This is a genomic window from Paracoccus sp. TD-10, assembly GCF_048270675.1.
GTDB lineage: Bacteria > Pseudomonadota > Alphaproteobacteria > Rhodobacterales > Rhodobacteraceae > Paracoccus > Paracoccus pantotrophus.
Window position 1 is genome coordinate 1,785,715 of sequence record NZ_CP182418.1, and the last position, 19,300, is coordinate 1,805,014.

The window sequence follows — 19,300 nt, forward strand, 5'->3', positions numbered from 1 at the left end:
CGTCTTATCCTTGTCCCTGCGAGGACGCCTTGCGCCGCCGCCAGATCCGAAAGGTCACCAAAAGCGACCAGATCAAGGCCCCAATCGCCGCAAGATCGGCGAGAAAGGCGTATTTCGCGGGCCAGCCCTGCTGGCCCCCCAGCCATTGCACCCCCAGCCACAGCGCCATGGTCGCGGCGATCACCACCGCCACCAGCCGCATCTGCCGGGCATCCGCCGCGGCGGCCCTGTCCGCCTGCGACGCCGCATGTCCTGCCGGGCGGGCCATCAGCCGACCTCGCCCCTGTCGACGCGGCGGGAATGGCCGGTCTCGCCCCCCGCCGCCAGCAATTTCGCCTGGCCGACCCAGTCATCGGCCTCGATCCGCCCGCCCATCCGGCCCAGCCGCTGCGCGAAATCGGCGACGGTGGCGGCGTCCCAGGCGGCGATCTGGTCATAGCGCGTCACGCCCTGCGCGTTCAGCCAGTCCGAGATCTTCGGGCCGATACCCTTGATCCGCTTCAGGTCGTCGGCACCCGGCATGGGTCTGACGGCGGCAGCGGGCCGCGGCCCCGGCGACGGCATCGCCCCGGCGACGATGGGCATCTGCGTGCCCGAGGTGAAGGGTTCGGGCCCCAACGAGCCGCTGACCAGCAGCGTCTCGGGCTGGCGGTCCACCGCGGCGCGCTGCCAGTCGGTGCCGGTCAGCCCTGCCCCGTCCCCGAACAGCTCGGGCCGCTCGTGGCAGACCAGCCAGACCATCAGCGCCCCGAACAGCACGAAAGTCACGACGCCCAGGAACAGCCCGGCCAGCCAGTGCAGCTCGCCGATGCCGGCGGTGAACAGCAGCACCACCACCCCGGCGATCGCCGCCGAGATCCAGCAGTTCCTGGTGCATTCTGCCCGTTCCATCGCGTCCTGCCCGCTCCCCTTCGATCAGGCGCCGTTCTGCGCCGCAAGCCAAGGCGTCGTGATCGGCACCTCGGTCCCGTCGATGCGCTTGATCGTGTCGCCCAGCTGCACCGCCCGCGCCACGCTGGCGTTATAGGTCTCGCCGCCCTTCAGCGCAGCCAGCGCCACCGGACCGCCCAGCGGCTCGGCCGAGAAGCGGCCGTTCTGCGGGCCCGGCACCGGCGCCTCGCCCGCTGCGAAGCGGTCGATCAGCGCCGACAGTTTCTCGGCCGTCAGATCCTCGTAGAAATCCTTGCCGATCTGGGCCATGGGCGCGTTGGTGCAGGCGCCCAGGCATTCGACCTCTTCCCAGGAAAACCGGCCGTCCGCCGACAGCGCATGCGGCTCGGGGGCGATCTTTTCCTTGCAGACCCGGATCAGATCCTCGGCGCCGCAGATCATGCAGGTGGTGGTGCCGCAGATCTGGATATGCGCGACCGAACCCACCGGCTGGAGCTGGAACATGAAATAGAAGGTCGCGACCTCCAGCGCCCGGATATAGGGCATCCCGAGCAGGTCGGCGCAATATTCGATGGCCGGGCGGCTCAGCCAGCCTTCCTGTTCCTGGGCGCGCCACAGGACCGGGATGATCGCCGATTGCTGGCGGCCTTCCGGGTATTTGGTCATCTGGGCGCGGGCCCATTCCAGGTTGGCGGGCGTGAACTCGAAGGAGTCCGGCTGGATGGGGGACAGACGGCGCAGCATCAGCGGTCAACCTCTCCGAAAACGATGTCGAGCGTGGCGATGATCGCCGGAACGTCGGCCAGCATGTGACCGCGCGACATCCAGTCGATCGACTGGAGATGCGCAAAACCGGGCGCGCGCAGCTTGGCGCGCCAGGGCTTGTTGGTGCCGTCGGCGACCAGGTAGACGCCGAACTCGCCCTTGGGCGCCTCGACGGCGGCATAGACCTCGCCGGCCGGAACCCGGAAGCCCTCGGTGTAAAGCTTGAAGTGATGGATCAGGCTTTCCATGTCGCGCTTCATTTCGGCGCGCTTGGGGGGCGTCAGCTTGCCGCGGGCCAGCACGTCGCCCGCGGGCTCGGCGCGCAGCTTGCGGACCGCCTGCTGCATGATCTTGCAGGATTCGCGCATCTCGGCCATGCGGCACAGATAGCGGTCGTAGCAGTCGCCGTTCTTGCCGACCGGGATCTGGAAGTCGAATTCGTCATAGCATTCATAGGGCTGCGCGCGGCGCAGATCCCAGGCCAGGCCCGAGCCGCGCACCATGACCCCGGTATAGCCCCAGTCCAGCGCATCGTCCTCGGTCACGATGCCGATATCCACCAGGCGCTGCTTGAAGATGCGGTTTTCCGTCAGCAGCGTGTCGAGGTCGTCGACCAGCTTCGGGAAACGCTCGCACCATTCCTCGATGTCGTCCAGCAGGTCGGGCGGCAGATCCTGATGCACCCCGCCGGGGCGGAAATAGGCGGCATGCAGCCGCGCCCCGCAGGCGCGCTCGTAAAAGATCATCAGCTCCTCGCGCGCCTCGAAACCCCAGAGCGGCGGGGTCAGCGCGCCGACGTCCATGGCGCCGGTGGTGATGCCCATCAGGTGGTTCAGGATGCGGCCGATTTCCGAGTAAAGCACCCGGATCAGGCTGGCGCGGCGCGGGATCGTGGTGCCGGTCAGCCGTTCGATCGCCAGGCACCAGGCATGTTCCTGGTTCATCGGCGCCACATAGTCCAGCCGGTCCAGATAGGGCAGGTTCTGCAGATAGGTGCGGCTCTCCATCAGCTTCTCGGTGCCGCGGTGCAGCAGGCCGATATGCGGGTCGGCGCGTTCGACGATCTCGCCGTCCAGCTCCAGCACCATGCGCAGCACGCCGTGGGCGGCCGGGTGCTGGGGACCGAAGTTGATGTTGAAGTTGCGGATGCTCTGCTCGCCGGTCAGGGCGTCCATCGAGCCGTCGTCATAGCTGTTCTTGCGGATGTCGCCGTCCATGGTCAGCCCTCAAATCCGATGCGTGGCGCGCAGGCAGGCTGCGCGGCTGCGGTCACTTCTTCGCCTCCGGCGCCTTCTCGTCGCCCGGAAGCACGTATTTCGCGCCCTCCCAGGGGGACAGGAAGTCGAACTGGCGGTATTCCTGAACCAGGTTCACCGGCTCGTAGACCACCCGCTTCTCGATGTCGCTCCAGCGCACCTCGGTATAGCCGGTGGTGGGAAAGTCCTTGCGCAGCGGATGGCCGCGGAAGCCGTAATCGGTCAGGATGCGGCGCAGGTCGGCATGGCCCGAAAACAGGATGCCGAACAGGTCGAAGACCTCGCGCTCATACCAGCCGGCGCCGGGGAAGACGCCGGTCAGGCTGGGCACCAGCTCGTCCTCGCGCACCTGGACCTTCACCCGGATGCGCTGGTTCTGATACATTGACAGCAGGTGATAGACCACGTCGAAGCGCACCGGCCGTGCCGGGTTGTCCACAGCGGTGATGTCGATCAGCGTGGAAAAACGGCAGTTCGGATCGTTGCGCAGGAACTCGATCAGGCCGATCACGCCCGAGAGCGTCGCGTTCACCGTCAGCTCGCCGAAGGCGACCTGGGTCGAGATCACGTCGTTTCCGCGGCGCAGCGCGATATGCTCGGCCAGTTCCAGCAGGGCGGCGTCAGAGAGGGCTTCGGACATGGCTCACCTCACCAGCGTGCCGGTGCGCCGGATGCGGCGCTGGAGTTGCAGGATGCCGTAGAGCAGCGCCTCGGCGGTCGGGGGGCAGCCGGGAACATAGATGTCCACCGGCACGATGCGGTCGCAGCCGCGCACCACCGAATAGGAATAGTGATAGTAGCCGCCGCCATTGGCGCAGCTGCCCATCGAGATGACATAGCGCGGCTCGGGCATCTGGTCATAGACCTTGCGCAGCGCCGGCGCCATCTTGTTGGTCAGCGTGCCCGCGACGATCATCAGGTCCGACTGGCGCGGCGAGGCACGCGGCGCAGTGCCGAAACGCTCCAGGTCATAGCGCGGCATCGAGGTCTGCATCATCTCGACCGCGCAGCAGGCCAGGCCGAAGGTCATCCAGTGCAGGCTGCCGTTGCGGGCCCAGTTGATGATGTCCTCGGTCGTGGTCAGCAGGAAGCCCTTGTCCTGCAACTCGCGGTTCAGCTCGGCCGTGGCGACGTCGCGGTCGGCACCGGCGGTATTCAATCCGGTCATCACGCCCATTCCAGCGCCCCCTTCTTCCATTCATAGGCAAAGCCCACGGTCAGGACCGCCAGGAACACCATCATGCCCCAGAAAGCCACGTCCGACAGGCTGGCAAAGCTGACCGCCCAGGGGAACAGGAACGCGACTTCCAGGTCGAAGATGATGAACAGGATCGACACCAGGTAGAAACGGACATCGAATTTCATCCGCGCGTCGTCGAAGGCGTTGAAGCCGCATTCATAGGCGCTGACCTTTTCCGGGTCCGGGTTGCGCACGGCGATGACCGCGGCCGCCAGAATCAGCACGATGGCAAGCGCCGAGGCCATTCCCAGAAAAACCAGGATCGGCAGGTATTCTTGCAGCAGGTATTCCACTGGGTTGGGCTCCCTTTCGCTCGCAGGAACCCGACTGGCGTCCCGCGATGGGTTTGGCTAAGGTCCGTTTATCCCCGGTCGCGGATATGGTCAACGGTGCCACCCGGCGTCAGGCCGGCTTTGCGCCCCCTGCAACGCGACAAAACCGCGCGCCCCGGCGCCGGATCGCGGGGTATTTCAGTCGGTTTTCCTGCCGGCGCGAGCCCGCCCCCCTTGCCCATGCCCGCAAGGACGGCCCACACCCGCCGGCACCGCCCTTGCCGGATCGCCGCCCCGAGAAACCATGGTCCCGCCCGCGCGGAACCCCCGGCGACCGGCAGGGAACCCGCCGGGCCGTCCGGGAATTTCCCTTGCAAAAGAGGCTTGCCATGACCGACATCTTTCTCCGCCGCGCCTATGATCCGCCCCGTCCGCATGAGGGGCGCAAGGTGCTGGTGGACCGTATCTGGCCGCGCGGGATCAGCCGCGAGACGCTGGGGGCCGATCTCTGGCTCAAGGACATCGCGCCCTCGGACGACCTGCGCCACTGGTTCGGACACGACCCCGAGAAATGGCCCGAGTTCCGCCGCCGCTATGCTGCGGAACTGGATGCCAATCCCGAATCCCTGCGCGAGCTGCGGGCGCTGATCCGCAAGGGCCCGGTGACGCTGCTCTACGGCGCCAGGGACACCGAGCACAACAATGCCGTCGCCCTGCGCGATTACCTGGCTCAGTAGCCCAGCGTCGCCGCGTCCGGCCGGCGCGGATCCGAGGCGCCGTAAAGCGTGCCCGTCGCCGGGTCGCGCATGATCGACTGGGTCGAGCCCATCGCCTCCTTGACCGCGACGCCATGCCCCTTGCCTTGCAGGATGCGAATGGTGTCCAGGCTGATGCCCTCTTCCACCCGCAGCTCGTCGGGCAGCCACTGGTGATGGATGCGCGGCGCGGTCGAGGCCTCGGCCACGTTCATGCCGTGGTCGATCATGTTCATCACCACCTGCAGGACCGTGGTGATGATCCGCGCACCGCCGGGCGAACCGGTAACCAGCCAGACCTTGCCGTCCTTCAGCACCATGGTGGGGGTCATCGAGGACAGCGGACGCTTGCCCGGCTCGACCGCATTGGCATCGCCCCCGACCAGACCAAAGGCATTGGGCACGCCCGGCTTGGCCGAGAAATCGTCCATCTCGTTGTTCATCAGGACGCCGGTGCCCGCCGCCACCAGGCCCGATCCGTAATTCAGGTTGATGGTATAGGTGTTCGAGACCGCGTTGCCCTGCTTGTCCACCACCGAGAAATGCGTGGTCTGGTCGGATTCGTAGGGCGCGAGATCGGCCGGCTTGATCATCACCGAGGGCGTGGCGAAATCGGCGCTGATCTTGCGGCGCATCTCGACCGCGTAATCCTTGCTGGTCAGCGCCGCCACCGGCACCTCAACGAAATCCGGATCGCCCAGATATTCCGAGCGGTCGGCATAGGCCAGCTTCATCGCCTCGGCCATCAGGTGGATCGTCTCGCCCGAGTTCTGCCCCAGCGCCCCGATCGGATAGCCTTCCAGCGCGTTCAGGATCTGGATCAGATGCACCCCGCCGGACGAGGGCGGCGGCATCGAGACGATGTCATGGCCGCGATAGCTGCCGCGCACCGGCTCGCGCTCGACAGGCTTGTAGGCGGCCATGTCCTCGACGGTGATCAGCCCGCCGGCCTCCTGTACCGCGCGGACGATGGCCTCGGCCACCTCGCCCTTGTAGAATCCGTCCGGCCCCTCGGCGGCGATCTTCTTCAGCGTCGCGGCCAGATCGGCCTGCACCAGCCGGTCGCCGGGCCGATAGGCCGCCCCACCCTCCTTGAAGAAGATCGCGGCGCTCGAGGGAAACTTCTCCAGATGCTCGCGCTCGGCCTCGATGCTGTCGGCCAGCTCCGGGGTGACGGTGATCCCCTCCTCGGCCAACCGGATCGCCGGGGCGATGACCTCGGCCCAGTCCATGCTGCCGTATTTGTCCAGCGCCAGCTTCATCCCCGCCACCGTCCCCGGCACGCCCGAGGCCGCGCCGCTGTAAAGCGACTTCTCGCTGTCGGCCTCGCCCGCCGCGTCCAGGAACATGTCGCGCGAGGCACCCTGCGGCGCCATCTCGCGATAGTCGATGGCATGGGTCTGGCCGGTCTCGGCATCATGGACCAGCATAAAGCCGCCGCCGCCGATATTGCCGGCACGCGGCAGGGTGACGGCCAGGGCAAAGGCCACAGCCACGCTCGCGTCGACCGCGTTGCCGCCCTGGGCCATGATGTCGCGGCCGATCTCGGCTGCCAGCCGCTCCTGCGCCGAGACCATGCCGCTTTCCGCCCAGACCGGATGGATCCGGTCCATCACGTCGAAGATCGCGGCCTCCTGCGCCGCCGCTGGAAATGCGATGCAGCCGGCCAGCACGACGGCCGACACCCGCCCCATCCCCACGATTCGTTCCTTCATGGCGCCCTCCACTCAACCCTTGCGGGTCGAGCCTAGCAGCAGAACGGCTCGGATCAAAAAGCCAAAACCGCGGCGCCGCGCCAGCGTCCCGCTCGTGTCATGGGTATTTGAAGAACAGAGAAGACCCGTGCAGCGCCCGATTTTCAGCGCAATCGCCGCTTCTTCGTTCCTCAAATACCCATGACGCAGCCGCGCAGCCGGGCGTCTTAGCCGGCCTTCTTCGCCTTGGCCGCAGCCGGCTTCTTGGCAGCGGTCTTCTTTTCGGCGGGCTTTTTCGCGGCAGCCTTCTTCGCCGGTTTCTTGCCGGATTTCGCGGCCTTCTCGGCAATCAACTCCAGCGCGCGCTCCAGCGTGACCGCGCCGGGCTCCAGGTCACGGGGCAGCGTCGCATTGACCTTGCCCCATTTGACATAGGGGCCATAGCGGCCGCTCATCACCTGCACCGGCCCACCCTCGGGATGCTCGCCCAGTTCCGCCAACGGCGCGGCGGCAGCCGCCCTGCCCCGCACCTGCTTCGAGGCCAGCACCTCGACCGCGCGGTTCATGCCGATGGTGAAGACCTCGTCCACGTCCGGCAGGTTGGCGTATTTCGCGCCATGCTTCACATAGGGGCCGTAGCGGCCGATGCCGGCCTCGACCGGCACGCCGTCCTCGGGATGCAGGCCGATCTCGCGCGGCAGCGACAAGAGCGCCAGCGCCCGCTCCAGGTCGACCGAGGCCAGATCCCAGCCCTTGGGGATCGAGGCGCGTGGCGGCTTCGGCTGTTCAGCCGTCGCCTCGCCACGCTGGACGTAAGGCCCGAAGCGGCCATTCTTCAGGCTGATCTCGTCGCCCTGGTCCACGCCCAGCACGGTATCGCCCACCATATCGGCATCCGGGCTGCTGATAGGCCGGGTGAAGCGGCAATCGGGATACATCGAGCAGCCGATGAAGGCCCCGCCCGAGCGCGCCGTCTTCAGATGCAGCCGTCCCTTGTGGCACAGCGGGCATTCGCGCGGATCCGACCCGTCGGGCCGCGGCGGGTAGAGATGCGGCGCCAGCGCCTCGTCGATCGCCTCCAGCACCTCGGAGATGCGCAGCTCGCTGGTGCCCTCCAGCGCGGCGGTGAAATCCCGCCAGAAACGGCGCAACACCTCGCGATAGGCGCGCTCGCCCGAGGAGATGTCGTCGAGCTCCCCCTCCAGGTTGGCGGTGAAGTCGTAGCTGACATAGCGCGGGAAGTATTTCTGCAGGAAGATGGTGACCAGCCGGCCCTTGTCCTCGGGGATCAGGCGGTTCTGCTCCTTGCGGACATAGTCGCGGTCCTGGATCGTGCCGATGATCGAGGCATAGGTCGAGGGCCGGCCGATCCCCAGTTCCTCCATGCGCTTGACCAGCGTGGCCTCGGTATAGCGCGGCGGGGCCTGGGTGAAATGCTGCTCGGGGGTGACCGCGCGCTTATCGGCCGTCTCACCCTCGTGGATAAGCGGCAGGCGGCGGCCGTCCTCGTCCTCCTCGTCGTCGCGGCCCTGATCATAGACCCGCAGGAAGCCGTCGAACAGCATCACCTGGCCATTGGCGCGCAGGCCCACCTGCCCGTCGGCCGAGGCAAGCTCGACCGTGGTGCGCTCCATGCGGGCCGATTCCATCTGGCTGGCCAGGGTCCGCTTCCAGATCAGGTCGTAAAGCGCCTTCTGGTCCTTGTCGGCGACAGGAAGGCGGTCCGGCGACAGCATCATGTCGGTCGGCCGGATACATTCATGCGCTTCCTGCGCGTTCTTGGCCTTGTTCTTGTACATGCGCGGCGATTTCGGCAGGTATTCCGCCCCGAACCGCGCCTTGATGGCATCGCGCACCGCCATCACCGCCTCGGGCGCCATGTCGATGCCGTCGGTCCGCATATAGGTGATGTGGCCCGCCTCGTAGAGCCGCTGCGCCGCCGACATGCAGGCCCGGGCGCCAAGGCCCAGCTTGCGGCTGGCCTCCTGCTGCAGGGTCGAGGTCATGAAGGGCGGCCAGGGATTGCGGCTGGCGGGCTTGGCGGCGACGCTGGCGACGCTCAGGTCGCGCGAGGTGATCGCGGCCACGGCGAGCTTCGCCTGCTCCTCGGTGGCGATGTCGAAGCGTTCCAGCTTCTTGCCGCCGAAGACAGTCATGGTCGCATCGTATTCGTCGCCGCGCGGCGTCGCCAGCCGGGCATGGACCGACCAGTATTCGCGGGCCTTGAAGGCCTCGATCTCCATTTCCCGGTCGACGATGATGCGCAGGGCGACCGACTGCACCCGGCCCGCCGACTTGGCGCCCGGCAGCTTGCGCCACAGGACCGGCGACAGGTTGAAGCCGACCAGGTAGTCCAGCGCCCGGCGCGCCAGATAGGCATCGACCAGCGGCTGGTCGATCTGGCGCGGATTGGCCATGGCCTCGGTCACGGCATTCCTGGTGATGGCGTTGAAGGTGACGCGGCTGACCTCGGCGCCCTTCTTCAGCGCCGGCGCCAGTGTCTCCAGCAGGTGCCAGGAGATCGCCTCGCCCTCGCGGTCGGGGTCGGTGGCCAGGATCAGCTTCGGGTCCGAGGCCAGCGCATCCTTGATCGCCTTGACGTGCTTCCTGGATTCCGAGGCCACTTCCCATTTCATGGCGAAATCCGCCTCGGGATCGACGCTGCCATCCTTGGGCGGCAGGTCGCGCACATGCCCGAACGAGGCCAGAACCGTATAGTCGTCGCCCAGGTATTTGTTGATCGTTTTGGCCTTGGCCGGTGATTCAACGACGACGACGGGCATGAAGATTCCTTCGCTTGATTCGGCGCCGGAACATGGGCGTCGCCCGGCGAACTGTCAACGCCGGGCTTCTTTCTTGTCCAAATATCCTGCGGGGGTCCGGGGGCGCAAAGCCCCCGGCTGCGGCGTCAGATGCCGTCGCCGACGAAGGCCTTCTCGACCACGAACTCCTTGGGATCGCTGTTGGCGCCCTCGCGCAGGCCGAAGCCTTCCAGTACCGCCTTCACATCGGTGTTGAAGGCCAGGCTGCCGCAGATCATGGCGCGGTCATTTGCCGCATCCATTGGCGGCAGGTTCAGGTCGGCGAACACCTTGCCCGAGGTCAGGTTGTCGGTGATCCGGCCCGTGTATTGCGTCGCTTCCCGCGTCGTCGTCGGGTAATACAGCAGCCGGCTGGCGAATTCCTCGCCGTAAAGCTCGCCCAAGAGCGGGTCGTGGCGCAGGTTCTGGACCAGTTCGCGGCCATAGGCCAGCTCGTCGGCGGTGCGGCAGGTATGCATCATCACCACCTGCTCGTAGCGCTCATAGGTCTCGGGGTCGCGCATCAGGCTGGCAAAGGGCGCGATGCCGGTGCCGGTGGCCAGGAACCACAGCCGCTTGCCGGGCAGGAGCGCGTCCAGCACCAGCGTGCCCACAGGCTTGGGGCGCAGGATGATCTGGTCGCCCGGCTGGATGTTCTGCAGCCGCGAGGTCAGCGGCCCGTCCGGCACCTTGATCGAATAGAATTCCAGCTCCTCGTCCCAGTTGGGCGAGGCGATGGAATAGGCGCGCAGGATCGGCTTGCCGTTGTCGTCCGGCAGACCGATCATCACGAATTCGCCCGAGCGGAAGCGCAGGCTGGCCGGCCGCGTCACCCGGAACGAGAACAGCCGGTCCGTCCAGTGCCTGACCGAGGTCACGGTCTGGGCGTCGGGCAACGTCTTGGCGGGTTTGGCGGCAAGGTCCACGGAAAGATCCAGTGTCATGTTCGGGATTCCCGGTCTATCTAATGCATGGGAGGACGGGGCGAAACCCCAGGTTTCAGCCGGCGAGCCGCGACCGATGGTCCCAGTCGCGCCAATCGGCGCGATAGAGCCATTGGTCCTGCGGCTGGCGCTCGGCCAGCGCGGCGGGGATCTGCACCTCGTCGAAGCCGACGCGGCGGGCCATGGCATATTGGTCCGCGATCAGCTTGCCCACGGCGCGCAGCCGGCCCTTGTAGCCCTTCTGGCGCAGCATGCGGGCCAGCGAGAAGCCGCGCCCGTCGGTCATGGCCGGAAAGTCGATGGCGATCAGGTCATGCGCCAGATAGGACTCGAGATCGGCCAGGCTCGTATCGGGCGCCAGGGTGACCGGCTCGACCCCGTCATGGGGGTGGAAGCCGTCATCGCGGACCAGAATGAAATCGCTCATGCCTTCGCTCCTGTGCGGACCATGCGCCCGCCGATGAAATGGATGCCGCATTCGGTCTTCTGGCTGCCCCGCCAGCGGCCGGCGCGCGGGTCTTCGCCCGGCTTGACCGGCGAGGTGCAGGGCGCGCAGCCGATCGAGGCATAGCCCCTGGCGACCAGCGGGTGACGCGGCAGGTTGTTCTCGGCCATGTAGTCCTGGACGTCCTGCGGACGCCAATGGGCCAGCGGGTTGATGCGCAGCCGCGACGGCGGCTCGGCCTCGAAGAACTCCAGCTGCTGGCGCTCGCCGCCCTGGAAGCGCTTGCGGCCGGTGATCCAGGCGTCGAACCTGGACAGCTCGCGCTCCAGCGGCACGGTCTTGCGGAAATCGCAGCAGGCATCGGTGTTGAACCGGTGCAGCGTGCCGTCCGGGTCGTTCAGCGCCACCTCGCGCTCGGTGGCGCGGATCACCCGCACATCGGTCAGCTTCAGCCGTTCCGTCACTTCCAGCTGATAGTCCAGCGTCTCCTGGAACAGCATCATCGTGTCGATGAACAACACCGGCGTCCCCGGCGCCACCACCGAGACCATGTGCAGAAGCACCACCGATTCCGCCCCGAAACTGGAAACCAGCGTGGTCGAGCCCAGGTCGGGGTCGCGCAGGGCGCGCCGCAGCACCTCGGTCGCCGCGTGGTGGCGATAGCGGTCGTTCAGCCGCGCCGCGCGGGCATCCAGCGCCTGATCAAGCATCGGCCGGATACAGCGCCGCCTTGAACGGAGCCACCCCCAGGCGACGATAGGCGTCGATGAAACGCTCCTCGGGCGATTCGCGCAGTTCCAGGTAGGCGTCGATCAGCCGGTCGATGGCCGGCACCACCTCGTCCGCCGGGAAGCCGGCGCCGGCGCGCTGGCCCAGGGTCGGGGTCTCGTAGCCGTCGCCACCCAGCGTGATCTGGTAGTTCTCGACCCCGGCCCGGTCCAGGCCCAGGATGCCGATATGGCCCAGGTGGTGATGGCCGCAGGCGTTGATGCAGCCCGAGATGCGGATCTTCATCTCGCCGATCTCGTCCTCCAGGCCGCGGGCGCGGAAATGCGCGGCGATGTCCTGCGCGATCGGGATCGAGCGCGCGGTGGCCAGGGTGCAGTAATCCATGCCGGGGCAGGAGATGATATCGGTGATCTTGCCGAAATTCGCCGTGGCCAGCCCCGCCTGGCGCAACGCGGCGTAAAGCTCGGGCAGGTCGGCCTTGCGCACATGCGGCAGCACCAGGTTCTGGTCGTGGTTCACCCGGATGTCGCCATGGGCCAGCCGCTCGGCCAGGTCGGCGACCAGCCGCATCTGCTCGGCGCTCATGTCGCCCGGCGTGGCGCCCGGCGCCTTCAGCGTGACGATGACGCTGGCATAGCCCGGAACGCGGTGCGGATGCAGGTTGCTGTCGGTCCAGGCCCGGAAGGCGCCGTTCGCGGCACGCGCCGCCTCATAGCCCTCGACCGGGGCATCGCGGAATTCCGGCGGCGCGAACCGGGCGCGCAACTCGCGCAGGATCTCCTGGTCCAGGCCCGAGAACTGCCGGCGGCGGTGTTTGAACTCTTCCTCGACATCGGCCCGGAACACGTCGAGGCCGCGCTCGTTCACGGTGATCTTGATCCGCGCCTTCCACTTGTTGTCGCGCCGGCCGGTCAGGTTGTAGACCGACAGGATCGCCTCCAGGTAAGGCAGCAGGTCGGCCTGCGGCAGGAAATCGCGGATCACCTGGCCCAGATAGGGCGTGCGGCCCAGCCCGCCGCCGACCCAGACCTGGAAGCCGCGCGCGCCGTCCTGTTCGACGATGCGCAGCCCGATGTCATAGGCCGAGACCGCCGAGCGGTCCTGCTTGCCGGCCGAGACCGAGATCTTGAACTTGCGCGGCAGGAACTGGAACTCGGCATGGTCGGTGGACCAGATGCGGATCAGCTCGGCCCAGGGGCGCGGATCCTCCAGCTCGTCGTCGGCAGCGCCGGCGAAAGCGTCGGCATTGACGTTGCGGATGGTGTTGCCCGAGGTCTGGATGCTGTGGATGCCGACCGAGTTCAGCGCCTCCATGGAATCGGGGATGTCGACCAGCTTGTGCCAGTGGAACTGGATATTGGTGCGGGTGGTGAAATGGCCATAGCCGCGGTCCCAGCGTTCGGCCACATGGCCCAGCATGCGCAGCTGGTCCGGGGTCAGCGCGCCATAGGGGATCGCCACCCGGTACATGTAGGAATGCAGCTGCAGGTAGACGCCGTTCTTCAGCCGCAGCGGCCGGAATTCCTCTTCGGTCAGGCTGCCGTCCAGGCGGCGCTGGACCTGCTGGCGAAACTGCTGCGTGCGGTGGCGCAGGTATTCGCGATGCTGGTCGTTGTGCTGGGGACGCGCGTCAAACATTGCTGGCCTCGAACTCGGCTTGCTGGAAATGCTTGTGGGTCGGGCCGCTGCGGCGGAACGCCTCGCGGAAATGGGCCGGCTCGGGGCGGCCGTCGGCGCCGCGCTTCGCCTCGACCAGGTAGGGGCCGACGACGAGATGGGCCTGAGAGGTTGCGTCGAGCAGCGCCAGTTCGGCGATGGCCTCGTCCTCGAACAGCTCGGCCTCGCGGGGGTCCGCGGTCCACTTGCCATCGCGCATCCACACGCAATGGCCCATGCGCAGGTCATTCGCGGTGATGACGCCGGGGGTCGCGGGGGATGGGGTGAAGCCTTTGGACATGGCCTTTGCCTTTCGTTTCCTCTGGCATCTATATAGAAAAAAATCCCCCATATTGACGAGTGGGGCAGAAAAATAAGAAACATCTCCGCATGTCAGCCGCGCAGCAAGGACGAGGTTTCACAATGAGCGACAACAGGCAAACTCCCATCCGGCTGGACGACACCGACCGCAAAATCCTGTCCCTGCTGCAAGAGGACGCCACGCTGTCGCTCGACGACATCGCGGCACGGGTGGGGGCCTCGAAGACCCCGGTCTGGAACCGGATTCGCAAGCTGCGCGAGGCCGGGGTGATCCGGTCCCAGGTGGCGCTGCTCGACCCCGATGCGCTGGGGCTCGACGCCTGCTTCTTCGTGCTGATCCGCACCAGCGAGCACGACCCGGACTGGGCGCGCCGCTTCCTGGCCGCGGTGCGCGCCCGTCCCGAGGTGATCGAGGCGCACCGGCTGGCCGGCGACATCGACTATATCCTGAAGGTGCGGGTGCGCAATGCGCGGGCCTATGACCGCTTCTACCAGGCGCTGATTTCCGAGGTGAGGATCCATAACGTCACGGCGCTTCTCTCGATGGAAGAGCTTAAGGCGACCACGGCGCTTCCCCTGGACTGACCGCCGCCGGCGGCGCGGCCGCAGGGGTATTTGTGAAACGGTGAAACGGTCAGGCCAGCGCCCTGAGCGCTCTGGGCAGCGCCTCGGCGAAGGCGGCCATCTCGGGTTCGGGGCCGCAGGAGACGCGGATGCAGCGATCCATCGGCGCAACGCCGGGCATGCGCACGAAGATGCCCTCCTGCGCCAGCGCATCCAGCAGGGCGCGGGCAAAGGCGCCGTCGCGGCCGCAGTCGACGGCGACGAAATTCGTGGCCGAGGGCAGCGCCTCCAGCCGGTTCTCGCGCGCGATCGCGGCGATGCGCGCGCGGGCGGCGGCGGTTTCGGCCAGGACATGGGCCAGCCAGTCGCGATCCTCCAGCGCGGCCAGCGCGCCGGCCTGGGCGATGCGGCCGATGCCGAAATGGTTGCGGATGCGGTCGAAGCCGGCGATCAGTTCCGCCGGGCCGATGGCATAGCCGATCCGCGCCCCTGCCATGGCATGGGCCTTGGAGAAAGTGCGGAAACGGATCGCCCGCGCGTCCTCGGGCTCGATGCGGGGGATGGCATCGGCGGGAGCGAATTCGGCATAGGCCTCGTCCAGAACCAGCAGGCTCGTCTCGGGCAGGGCGCCCAGCATGGCCTCGATGCGCCGGCCGGGATGCCAGCTGCCCATCGGGTTGTCGGGGTTCGCCAGATAGACCAGGCGCGCGCCATGGCGATGCGCGGCGGCGGCCAGCGCCTCGGGATCCTCGGCATCGTCGCGATAGGGCATCTTGACCAGCCGGCCGCCGAAACCCGCCACGTGATAGTTGAAGGTCGGATAGGCCCCGTCCGAACTGACCACCACCTCGCCCGGCGCCACCATCAGCCGCACGAGCAGGCCCAAGAGCCCGTCGATCCCCTCGCCGACCATGATGTTCTCGGGCGCGACGCCGTGATGCGCGGCCAGCGCATGGCGCAGGTCGTGGGTGTCGGGATCGCCGTATTTCCAGACCTCCGCCGCCGCCCGCGCCATGGCCGCGACCGCCCTGGGCGAGGGGCCGAAGCCGTTCTCGTTGGCGCCCAGCCGGGCGCGGAACGGCGCGCCACGGCGGCGCTCCAGCGTCTCGGGGCCGGTGAAGGGAACGGTCGCGGGCAGCGCGGCGGGAATGGGGGCAAAGCGAAAGCGCATCATGGCGCCACAGAAACCCCAAACTCCGCCCCTGCGCAAGGGCCGCGCCGGCCTGCCGGCTTCTTCCTTGGACAAATATCCTGGGGGGTGAGGAGCGCCCGGAAAAAGGTCCGCCGGACCTTTTTCAGCGACGAACGGGGCGAAGCCCCAGGGCGCAGCAGGCGCGGCGGGGACACCCCCTGGAAAGCCTTGCCCCTAGAACGCCTTGAAGGTGATCGTCGTCAGCGTGCGCACGATATGCGGGATGTCGAACAGCTTTTCGGAGAGATAATGCCCGACATCCTGGTTCTCGGGCACGTAGATCTTGGCCAAGAGGTCGTAATCGCCCGAGGTCGAGTAAAGCTCGCTGACGATCTCGCGGTCATAGATCGCATCGGCGACCTCGTAGGTCTTGCCGGGCGAGCAGCGGAACTGGACGAAAACCGGGCGCATGGCGAACCTCTCGATCTCTTGCCGCGTCAGACTAGACCACGCGCGCCTCGCAGGTCCAGTCCCCGCGCGCGAAGCCGCGCCAGAAGCGGCGCATCAGCAGCACCGCGGCCAGGCTCAGCCCCGCGACCAGCCCCAGCCACAGGCCGGCCGGGCCCATCCCGGCGACGAAGGCCAGCCCGTAGGCCACCGGGATGCCTACCAGCCAATAGCTGATGGCCGCGATCACCATGGGCACGCGCGTGTCCTGCACCCCGCGCAACAGCCCCAGCCCAATCACCTGCATCGCATCCGTCAGCTGAAACAGCCCGGCATAGAACAGCAGTCCGGCCGCGATCCCGACGATGGCCGGGGTCTCGGGATCCGAGGCATCCAGGTAGAGCCCGACCAGCTGGCGCGGGAACAGCTCGAAAGCCGCCATGGCCAGCGCGGCGATCACCACCGAAACCGCGGTCACCGTCACGCCGGCGTCGCGCATCCAGCGGCCGTCGCCCCGGCCCTTGGCCTGGCCGATGCGCACGGTGGCGGCATTCGACATGCCCAGATGCAGCATGAAGGTCAGCGAGGCGAGCTGCAGCGCGATTCCGTGCGCGGCCAGCTCGCGCGTGCCGATCCAGCCCATCATCACGTTCGAGCCGACGAAAAGCCCGCCCTCGGCCACCATGGTCAGCCCGATGGGCAGGCCCAGCACGAAGACCGCCCGCATCCCCGCCCAGTCGGGGCGCCAGAAGCGCCGGAACAGCTGGTATTTGCGCGCCGCCGGCAGCCAGGCCGCATAGGCGGCGATCGCCAGAAGCTGCGAAAACTGCACGGCGATGGCGGCGATGGCGGCGCCCCGCACCCCCAGTTCCGGCGCGCCCAGATTGCCGAAGATCAGCAGCCAGTTCAGCACGATCACCAGCGGCAGACCCGCCAGCGTGATCCACAGCACCACCTGCGGCCGCTCCATCGCCGCCAGGTAGCTGTTGAGCGTCAACTGGCACAGCATCGCGATCAGGCCGAAGCCGGCGATGCGCAGGTAGTCCTGCGCCAGCCGCGCCACCACCGGCTCCTGGCCGATGGCCAGCAGGATCGGCTCGGAATGCCACATGGCCGGGATCACCGCCACGGCGAAACCCAGCGACAGCCACAGCGCCATCCGGGCCGAGCGGCGCACCTCGACCTCGTCGCCCCGCGCGATGGCGGTGGCGATCAGCCCCATGACGCCGATACCGAAGCCCATGCCCAGGAAGAACAGGATGTTGAAGAAGGACACGGCGATAACCAGCGCCGCCAGCTCCTCGACCCCGTACCAGCCGACCATGACGGTATCGGCGACATGGATGGCCATGCGCGCCAGGTGGCTGCCGACCAGCGGCAGCCCGAGCGCGAGCGTCGCGCGCAGATGCGGGGCGTAGCGGTGAAACGTCATGCCCCTGCCTTATCCTTGGGCAAGGGCTGCGGCAAGGCGTCGCGCCGCGTCACGGCTCAGGGCCGGATCTCGACCTCGGTGCCGATGCGGGCATGGGCGAAGATCTCCTCGATCTCGGCATTGTCGACGGCGATGCAGCCGGCGGTCCAGTCGCCCTTGACGCGAAAGCCGTCGGGCAGCTGGTTCGGCTGACCGTGGATCATGATGTCGCCGCCGGGGCTGACGCCTAGCCGGCGCGCCGCCTCGCGGTGGCGGGGCTGCGGATAGTCGATGCCCAGCGACAGGTGATAGGCGCTTTGCCGGTTCAGCCGGTCGATGCGGAAAATGCCCTCGGGCGTGCGGCCATCGCCCTCGCGGCTCTTGTCGCCCTCGGGCGCGAAGCCCAGGGCGATGCGGAAGGTCCGGGGCGGGCCGCTTTCCTGATACACCGTCATGCGGCGGGCGGATTTCTCGACCAGGATGCGCTGGACCGGCGAGGCGATGGGCGCCTCCGGCCTTGCCGGCGGGCGCTGGAAGACCGGCGGCAGGGTGATGCGCGGCAGCCGGAACTCGGGCAGGCGCAGATCGGGCAGGCGCGGCCAGTGCCAGCCGGCCGCCGGCGGCTGCGGCACCGGGACGGGCGCGGGCTGCGGCGCCCAGATCAGCCACAGCCCCCAGAGCACCGCCGCCAGGCACAGCACCGAGAAGAGCCCGCCCAGCCGTCTCATTGCAGGTCGCGGAACGCCTCTTGCAGCCGCGCCACGGCCTCGGCCACCCGGGCGCGGGGCGTGGCGATGTTGAAGCGCAGGAAGTCCTCGCCGCCGGTGCCGAAACTGCCGCCGTGGTTGACGGCGATGCGGGCGCCATGCTCGACCCGGCGGGTGAACTCGGCGCGCTCCATGCCGGTGCCCGAGAAGTCGAGCCAGGCGAGGTAGGTCGCCTGCAAGGGCATCGAGCGCAGGCCGGGAATGATGTTCACGCCCTCGTCGAACAACCGCCGGTTGCCGTCCAGATAGGCCACCAGCGCATCGACCCAGGCCGCGCCCTCGGGCGAATAGGCAGCGGCGACCATGCCCGGCCCGAACAGGCCGGGCGAGATGCCCAGGGCCATCAACCGGGTTTGCAGGCGCTTGCGCAGCCCCTCGTCGGCCACGATCAGGTTGCCGATATGGGCGCCGGCGATGTTGAAGGTCTTGGTGGCGGCGGTCAGCGTCACCAGCCGCGGCGCGGCCTCGGGCGCGACGGTCGCCAGCACCGAATGGCGCGGGCTGCCGGGCAGGACCAGGTCGTGGTGGATCTCGTCCGAGACCAGGATCAGGTCATGGGCGGCGCAGAAATCGGCGACCTCGCGCAGTTCCTCGGCGCTCCAGACCCTGCCGCCGGGATTGTGGGGCGAGCACAGGATCAGCATCCGCTCGCGCCCGGTCAGCAGCTTCCGCCAGCCCTCCCAGTCCATGCGATACTGCCCATCCCGGATGGCCAGCGGGAACTCGGCCACCTCGCGGCCTGACGCGCGGATGACGCGGGCGAAGGCGTGATAGACCGGGGTCATGACGATCACCCGGTCGCCCGGCCGGGTGAAGGCATCGACGCAGACCGCCGTGCCGTTGACCAGCCCATGCGCCGAGAGGATCCAGTCCGGCTCGATCTGCCAGCCGTGGCGTGTCTCCATCCACCAGCGGATCGCCTCGAGATAGGCCGGGTTGGCGCCGGGATAGCCATAGACGCCATGCGCCGCCATCGCCTCGACCGCGCGCTGCACCGAGGCCGGCGGGCGGAAATCCATGTCCGCGACCCACATCGCGATCCCGTCCTGGGGCGAAACGCCGTAGATCGCCTGCATGTCGTCCCATTTCGAGCAATGGGTGCCGGTGCGGTCGATGATCTCGTCGAAATCGGGCTGGACCATGGTTTCCCCTCGTTTTCCGTTCGGGCGCTTTCTGTTCGGGGGCAGCATAGCGGCTTGTTGCGCAAGGC

Annotated in this window: 20 protein-coding genes and 1 pseudogene; 2 read left to right on the forward strand and 19 right to left on the reverse strand. The window is 67.8% G+C overall.

Features of this window, described 5'->3' with window-relative positions:
* Window positions 1-4: 4 nt before the first annotated feature.
* From ACNKFW_RS08855 to ACNKFW_RS08885, 7 genes and pseudogenes are all read right to left on the reverse strand, one after another.
* The gene (locus tag ACNKFW_RS08855; RefSeq protein WP_024843165.1) at window positions 5-268 is read right to left on the reverse strand and encodes a DUF5337 domain-containing protein; all 264 of its coding nucleotides are present in this window, start codon (window positions 266-268) and stop codon (window positions 5-7) included.
* Window positions 268-891 (reverse strand): hypothetical protein, encoded by a 624-nt coding sequence (locus ACNKFW_RS08860; protein WP_114669314.1) that lies wholly within the window; start codon window positions 889-891, stop codon window positions 268-270. Before ACNKFW_RS08860 ends, ACNKFW_RS08855 begins: the two co-directional genes overlap by 1 nt.
* A 45-nt stretch (window positions 892-936) precedes the next feature.
* Window positions 937-1,635 (reverse strand): annotated as a pseudogene (nuoE, locus tag ACNKFW_RS08865) (NADH-quinone oxidoreductase subunit NuoE); the annotation flags it as partial.
* Window positions 1,635-2,873, reverse strand: a complete 1,239-nt coding sequence (locus ACNKFW_RS08870) for an NADH-quinone oxidoreductase subunit D (RefSeq protein WP_024843168.1) — start codon at window positions 2,871-2,873, stop codon at window positions 1,635-1,637. The pseudogene nuoE and the gene ACNKFW_RS08870, both read right to left, overlap by 1 nt.
* Window positions 2,874-2,925: 52 nt before the next feature.
* Window positions 2,926-3,552, reverse strand: a complete 627-nt coding sequence (locus ACNKFW_RS08875) for an NADH-quinone oxidoreductase subunit C (RefSeq protein ID WP_418024127.1) — start codon at window positions 3,550-3,552, stop codon at window positions 2,926-2,928.
* A gap of 3 nt (window positions 3,553-3,555) precedes the next feature.
* Window positions 3,556-4,089, reverse strand: coding sequence for a NuoB/complex I 20 kDa subunit family protein (locus ACNKFW_RS08880; protein ID WP_024843170.1), 534 nt, complete (start codon window positions 4,087-4,089; stop codon window positions 3,556-3,558).
* Entirely contained in the window at window positions 4,080-4,445 is a 366-nt protein-coding gene (locus ACNKFW_RS08885; RefSeq protein WP_011748536.1) for an NADH-quinone oxidoreductase subunit A, read from the reverse strand. Before ACNKFW_RS08885 ends, ACNKFW_RS08880 begins: the two co-directional genes overlap by 10 nt.
* 368 nt (window positions 4,446-4,813) lie before the next feature.
* Here ACNKFW_RS08885 and ACNKFW_RS08890 point away from each other — a divergent pair, with 368 nt between their 5' ends.
* Window positions 4,814-5,161: a DUF488 domain-containing protein gene (locus ACNKFW_RS08890; RefSeq protein WP_024843171.1), complete on the forward strand. Its 348-nt coding sequence runs from the start codon at window positions 4,814-4,816 to the stop codon at window positions 5,159-5,161.
* Here ACNKFW_RS08890 and ggt read toward each other — a convergent pair.
* The 7 genes from ggt to ACNKFW_RS08925 all read right to left on the reverse strand — a co-directional run bounded on the left by ggt (window position 5,155) and on the right by ACNKFW_RS08925 (window position 13,749).
* Window positions 5,155-6,894, reverse strand: a complete 1,740-nt coding sequence (gene ggt / locus ACNKFW_RS08895) for a gamma-glutamyltransferase (protein ID WP_208852071.1) — start codon at window positions 6,892-6,894, stop codon at window positions 5,155-5,157. The two genes, ACNKFW_RS08890 and ggt, sit on opposite strands and share 7 nt — an antisense overlap.
* 206 nt (window positions 6,895-7,100) lie before the next feature.
* Window positions 7,101-9,656, reverse strand: a complete 2,556-nt coding sequence (gene topA, locus ACNKFW_RS08900) for a type I DNA topoisomerase (RefSeq protein ID WP_147428182.1) — start codon at window positions 9,654-9,656, stop codon at window positions 7,101-7,103.
* Between the two features lie 125 nt (window positions 9,657-9,781).
* Window positions 9,782-10,618 carry a ferredoxin--NADP reductase gene (locus tag ACNKFW_RS08905; RefSeq protein ID WP_024843174.1) on the reverse strand — a complete coding sequence of 279 codons (837 nt, stop codon included), beginning with the start codon at window positions 10,616-10,618 and terminating at the stop codon, window positions 9,782-9,784.
* Window positions 10,619-10,673: 55 nt separating this feature from the next.
* Entirely contained in the window at window positions 10,674-11,045 is a 372-nt protein-coding gene (locus tag ACNKFW_RS08910) for a DUF934 domain-containing protein (RefSeq protein WP_147428183.1), read from the reverse strand.
* Complete coding sequence (locus ACNKFW_RS08915; RefSeq protein WP_024843176.1) at window positions 11,042-11,773, reverse strand: phosphoadenylyl-sulfate reductase; 732 nt, start codon at window positions 11,771-11,773, stop codon at window positions 11,042-11,044. Before ACNKFW_RS08915 ends, ACNKFW_RS08910 begins: the two co-directional genes overlap by 4 nt.
* Window positions 11,766-13,430, reverse strand: coding sequence for a nitrite/sulfite reductase (locus ACNKFW_RS08920; protein WP_024843177.1), 1,665 nt, complete (start codon window positions 13,428-13,430; stop codon window positions 11,766-11,768). The genes ACNKFW_RS08915 and ACNKFW_RS08920 overlap by 8 nt, the downstream gene beginning before the upstream one ends.
* On the reverse strand, window positions 13,423-13,749 hold the full coding sequence (locus tag ACNKFW_RS08925; RefSeq protein ID WP_024843178.1) for a DUF2849 domain-containing protein: 327 nt from the start codon (window positions 13,747-13,749) through the stop codon (window positions 13,423-13,425). The genes ACNKFW_RS08920 and ACNKFW_RS08925 overlap by 8 nt, the downstream gene beginning before the upstream one ends.
* A gap of 122 nt (window positions 13,750-13,871) precedes the next feature.
* Here ACNKFW_RS08925 and ACNKFW_RS08930 point away from each other — a divergent pair, with 122 nt between their 5' ends.
* Window positions 13,872-14,354 (forward strand): Lrp/AsnC family transcriptional regulator, encoded by a 483-nt coding sequence (locus ACNKFW_RS08930; protein WP_028709929.1) that lies wholly within the window; start codon window positions 13,872-13,874, stop codon window positions 14,352-14,354.
* Between the two features lie 49 nt (window positions 14,355-14,403).
* On the opposite strand, the gene ACNKFW_RS08935 is transcribed toward ACNKFW_RS08930, so the two are convergent.
* From ACNKFW_RS08935 to ACNKFW_RS08955, 5 genes are all read right to left on the reverse strand, one after another.
* Window positions 14,404-15,507, reverse strand: a complete 1,104-nt coding sequence (locus ACNKFW_RS08935; RefSeq protein WP_147428184.1) for a pyridoxal phosphate-dependent aminotransferase — start codon at window positions 15,505-15,507, stop codon at window positions 14,404-14,406.
* Window positions 15,508-15,699: 192 nt separating this feature from the next.
* The gene (locus ACNKFW_RS08940; RefSeq protein WP_024843181.1) at window positions 15,700-15,936 is read right to left on the reverse strand and encodes an Lrp/AsnC ligand binding domain-containing protein; all 237 of its coding nucleotides are present in this window, start codon (window positions 15,934-15,936) and stop codon (window positions 15,700-15,702) included.
* Between the two features lie 31 nt (window positions 15,937-15,967).
* Window positions 15,968-17,344: an MATE family efflux transporter gene (locus tag ACNKFW_RS08945; RefSeq protein WP_147428185.1), complete on the reverse strand. Its 1,377-nt coding sequence runs from the start codon at window positions 17,342-17,344 to the stop codon at window positions 15,968-15,970.
* Between the two features lie 56 nt (window positions 17,345-17,400).
* Window positions 17,401-18,051 (reverse strand): L,D-transpeptidase family protein, encoded by a 651-nt coding sequence (locus ACNKFW_RS08950; protein WP_024843183.1) that lies wholly within the window; start codon window positions 18,049-18,051, stop codon window positions 17,401-17,403.
* Window positions 18,048-19,232 (reverse strand): MalY/PatB family protein, encoded by a 1,185-nt coding sequence (locus ACNKFW_RS08955; RefSeq protein ID WP_024843184.1) that lies wholly within the window; start codon window positions 19,230-19,232, stop codon window positions 18,048-18,050. The genes ACNKFW_RS08950 and ACNKFW_RS08955 overlap by 4 nt, the downstream gene beginning before the upstream one ends.
* Between the last annotated feature and the right edge of the window lie 68 nt (window positions 19,233-19,300).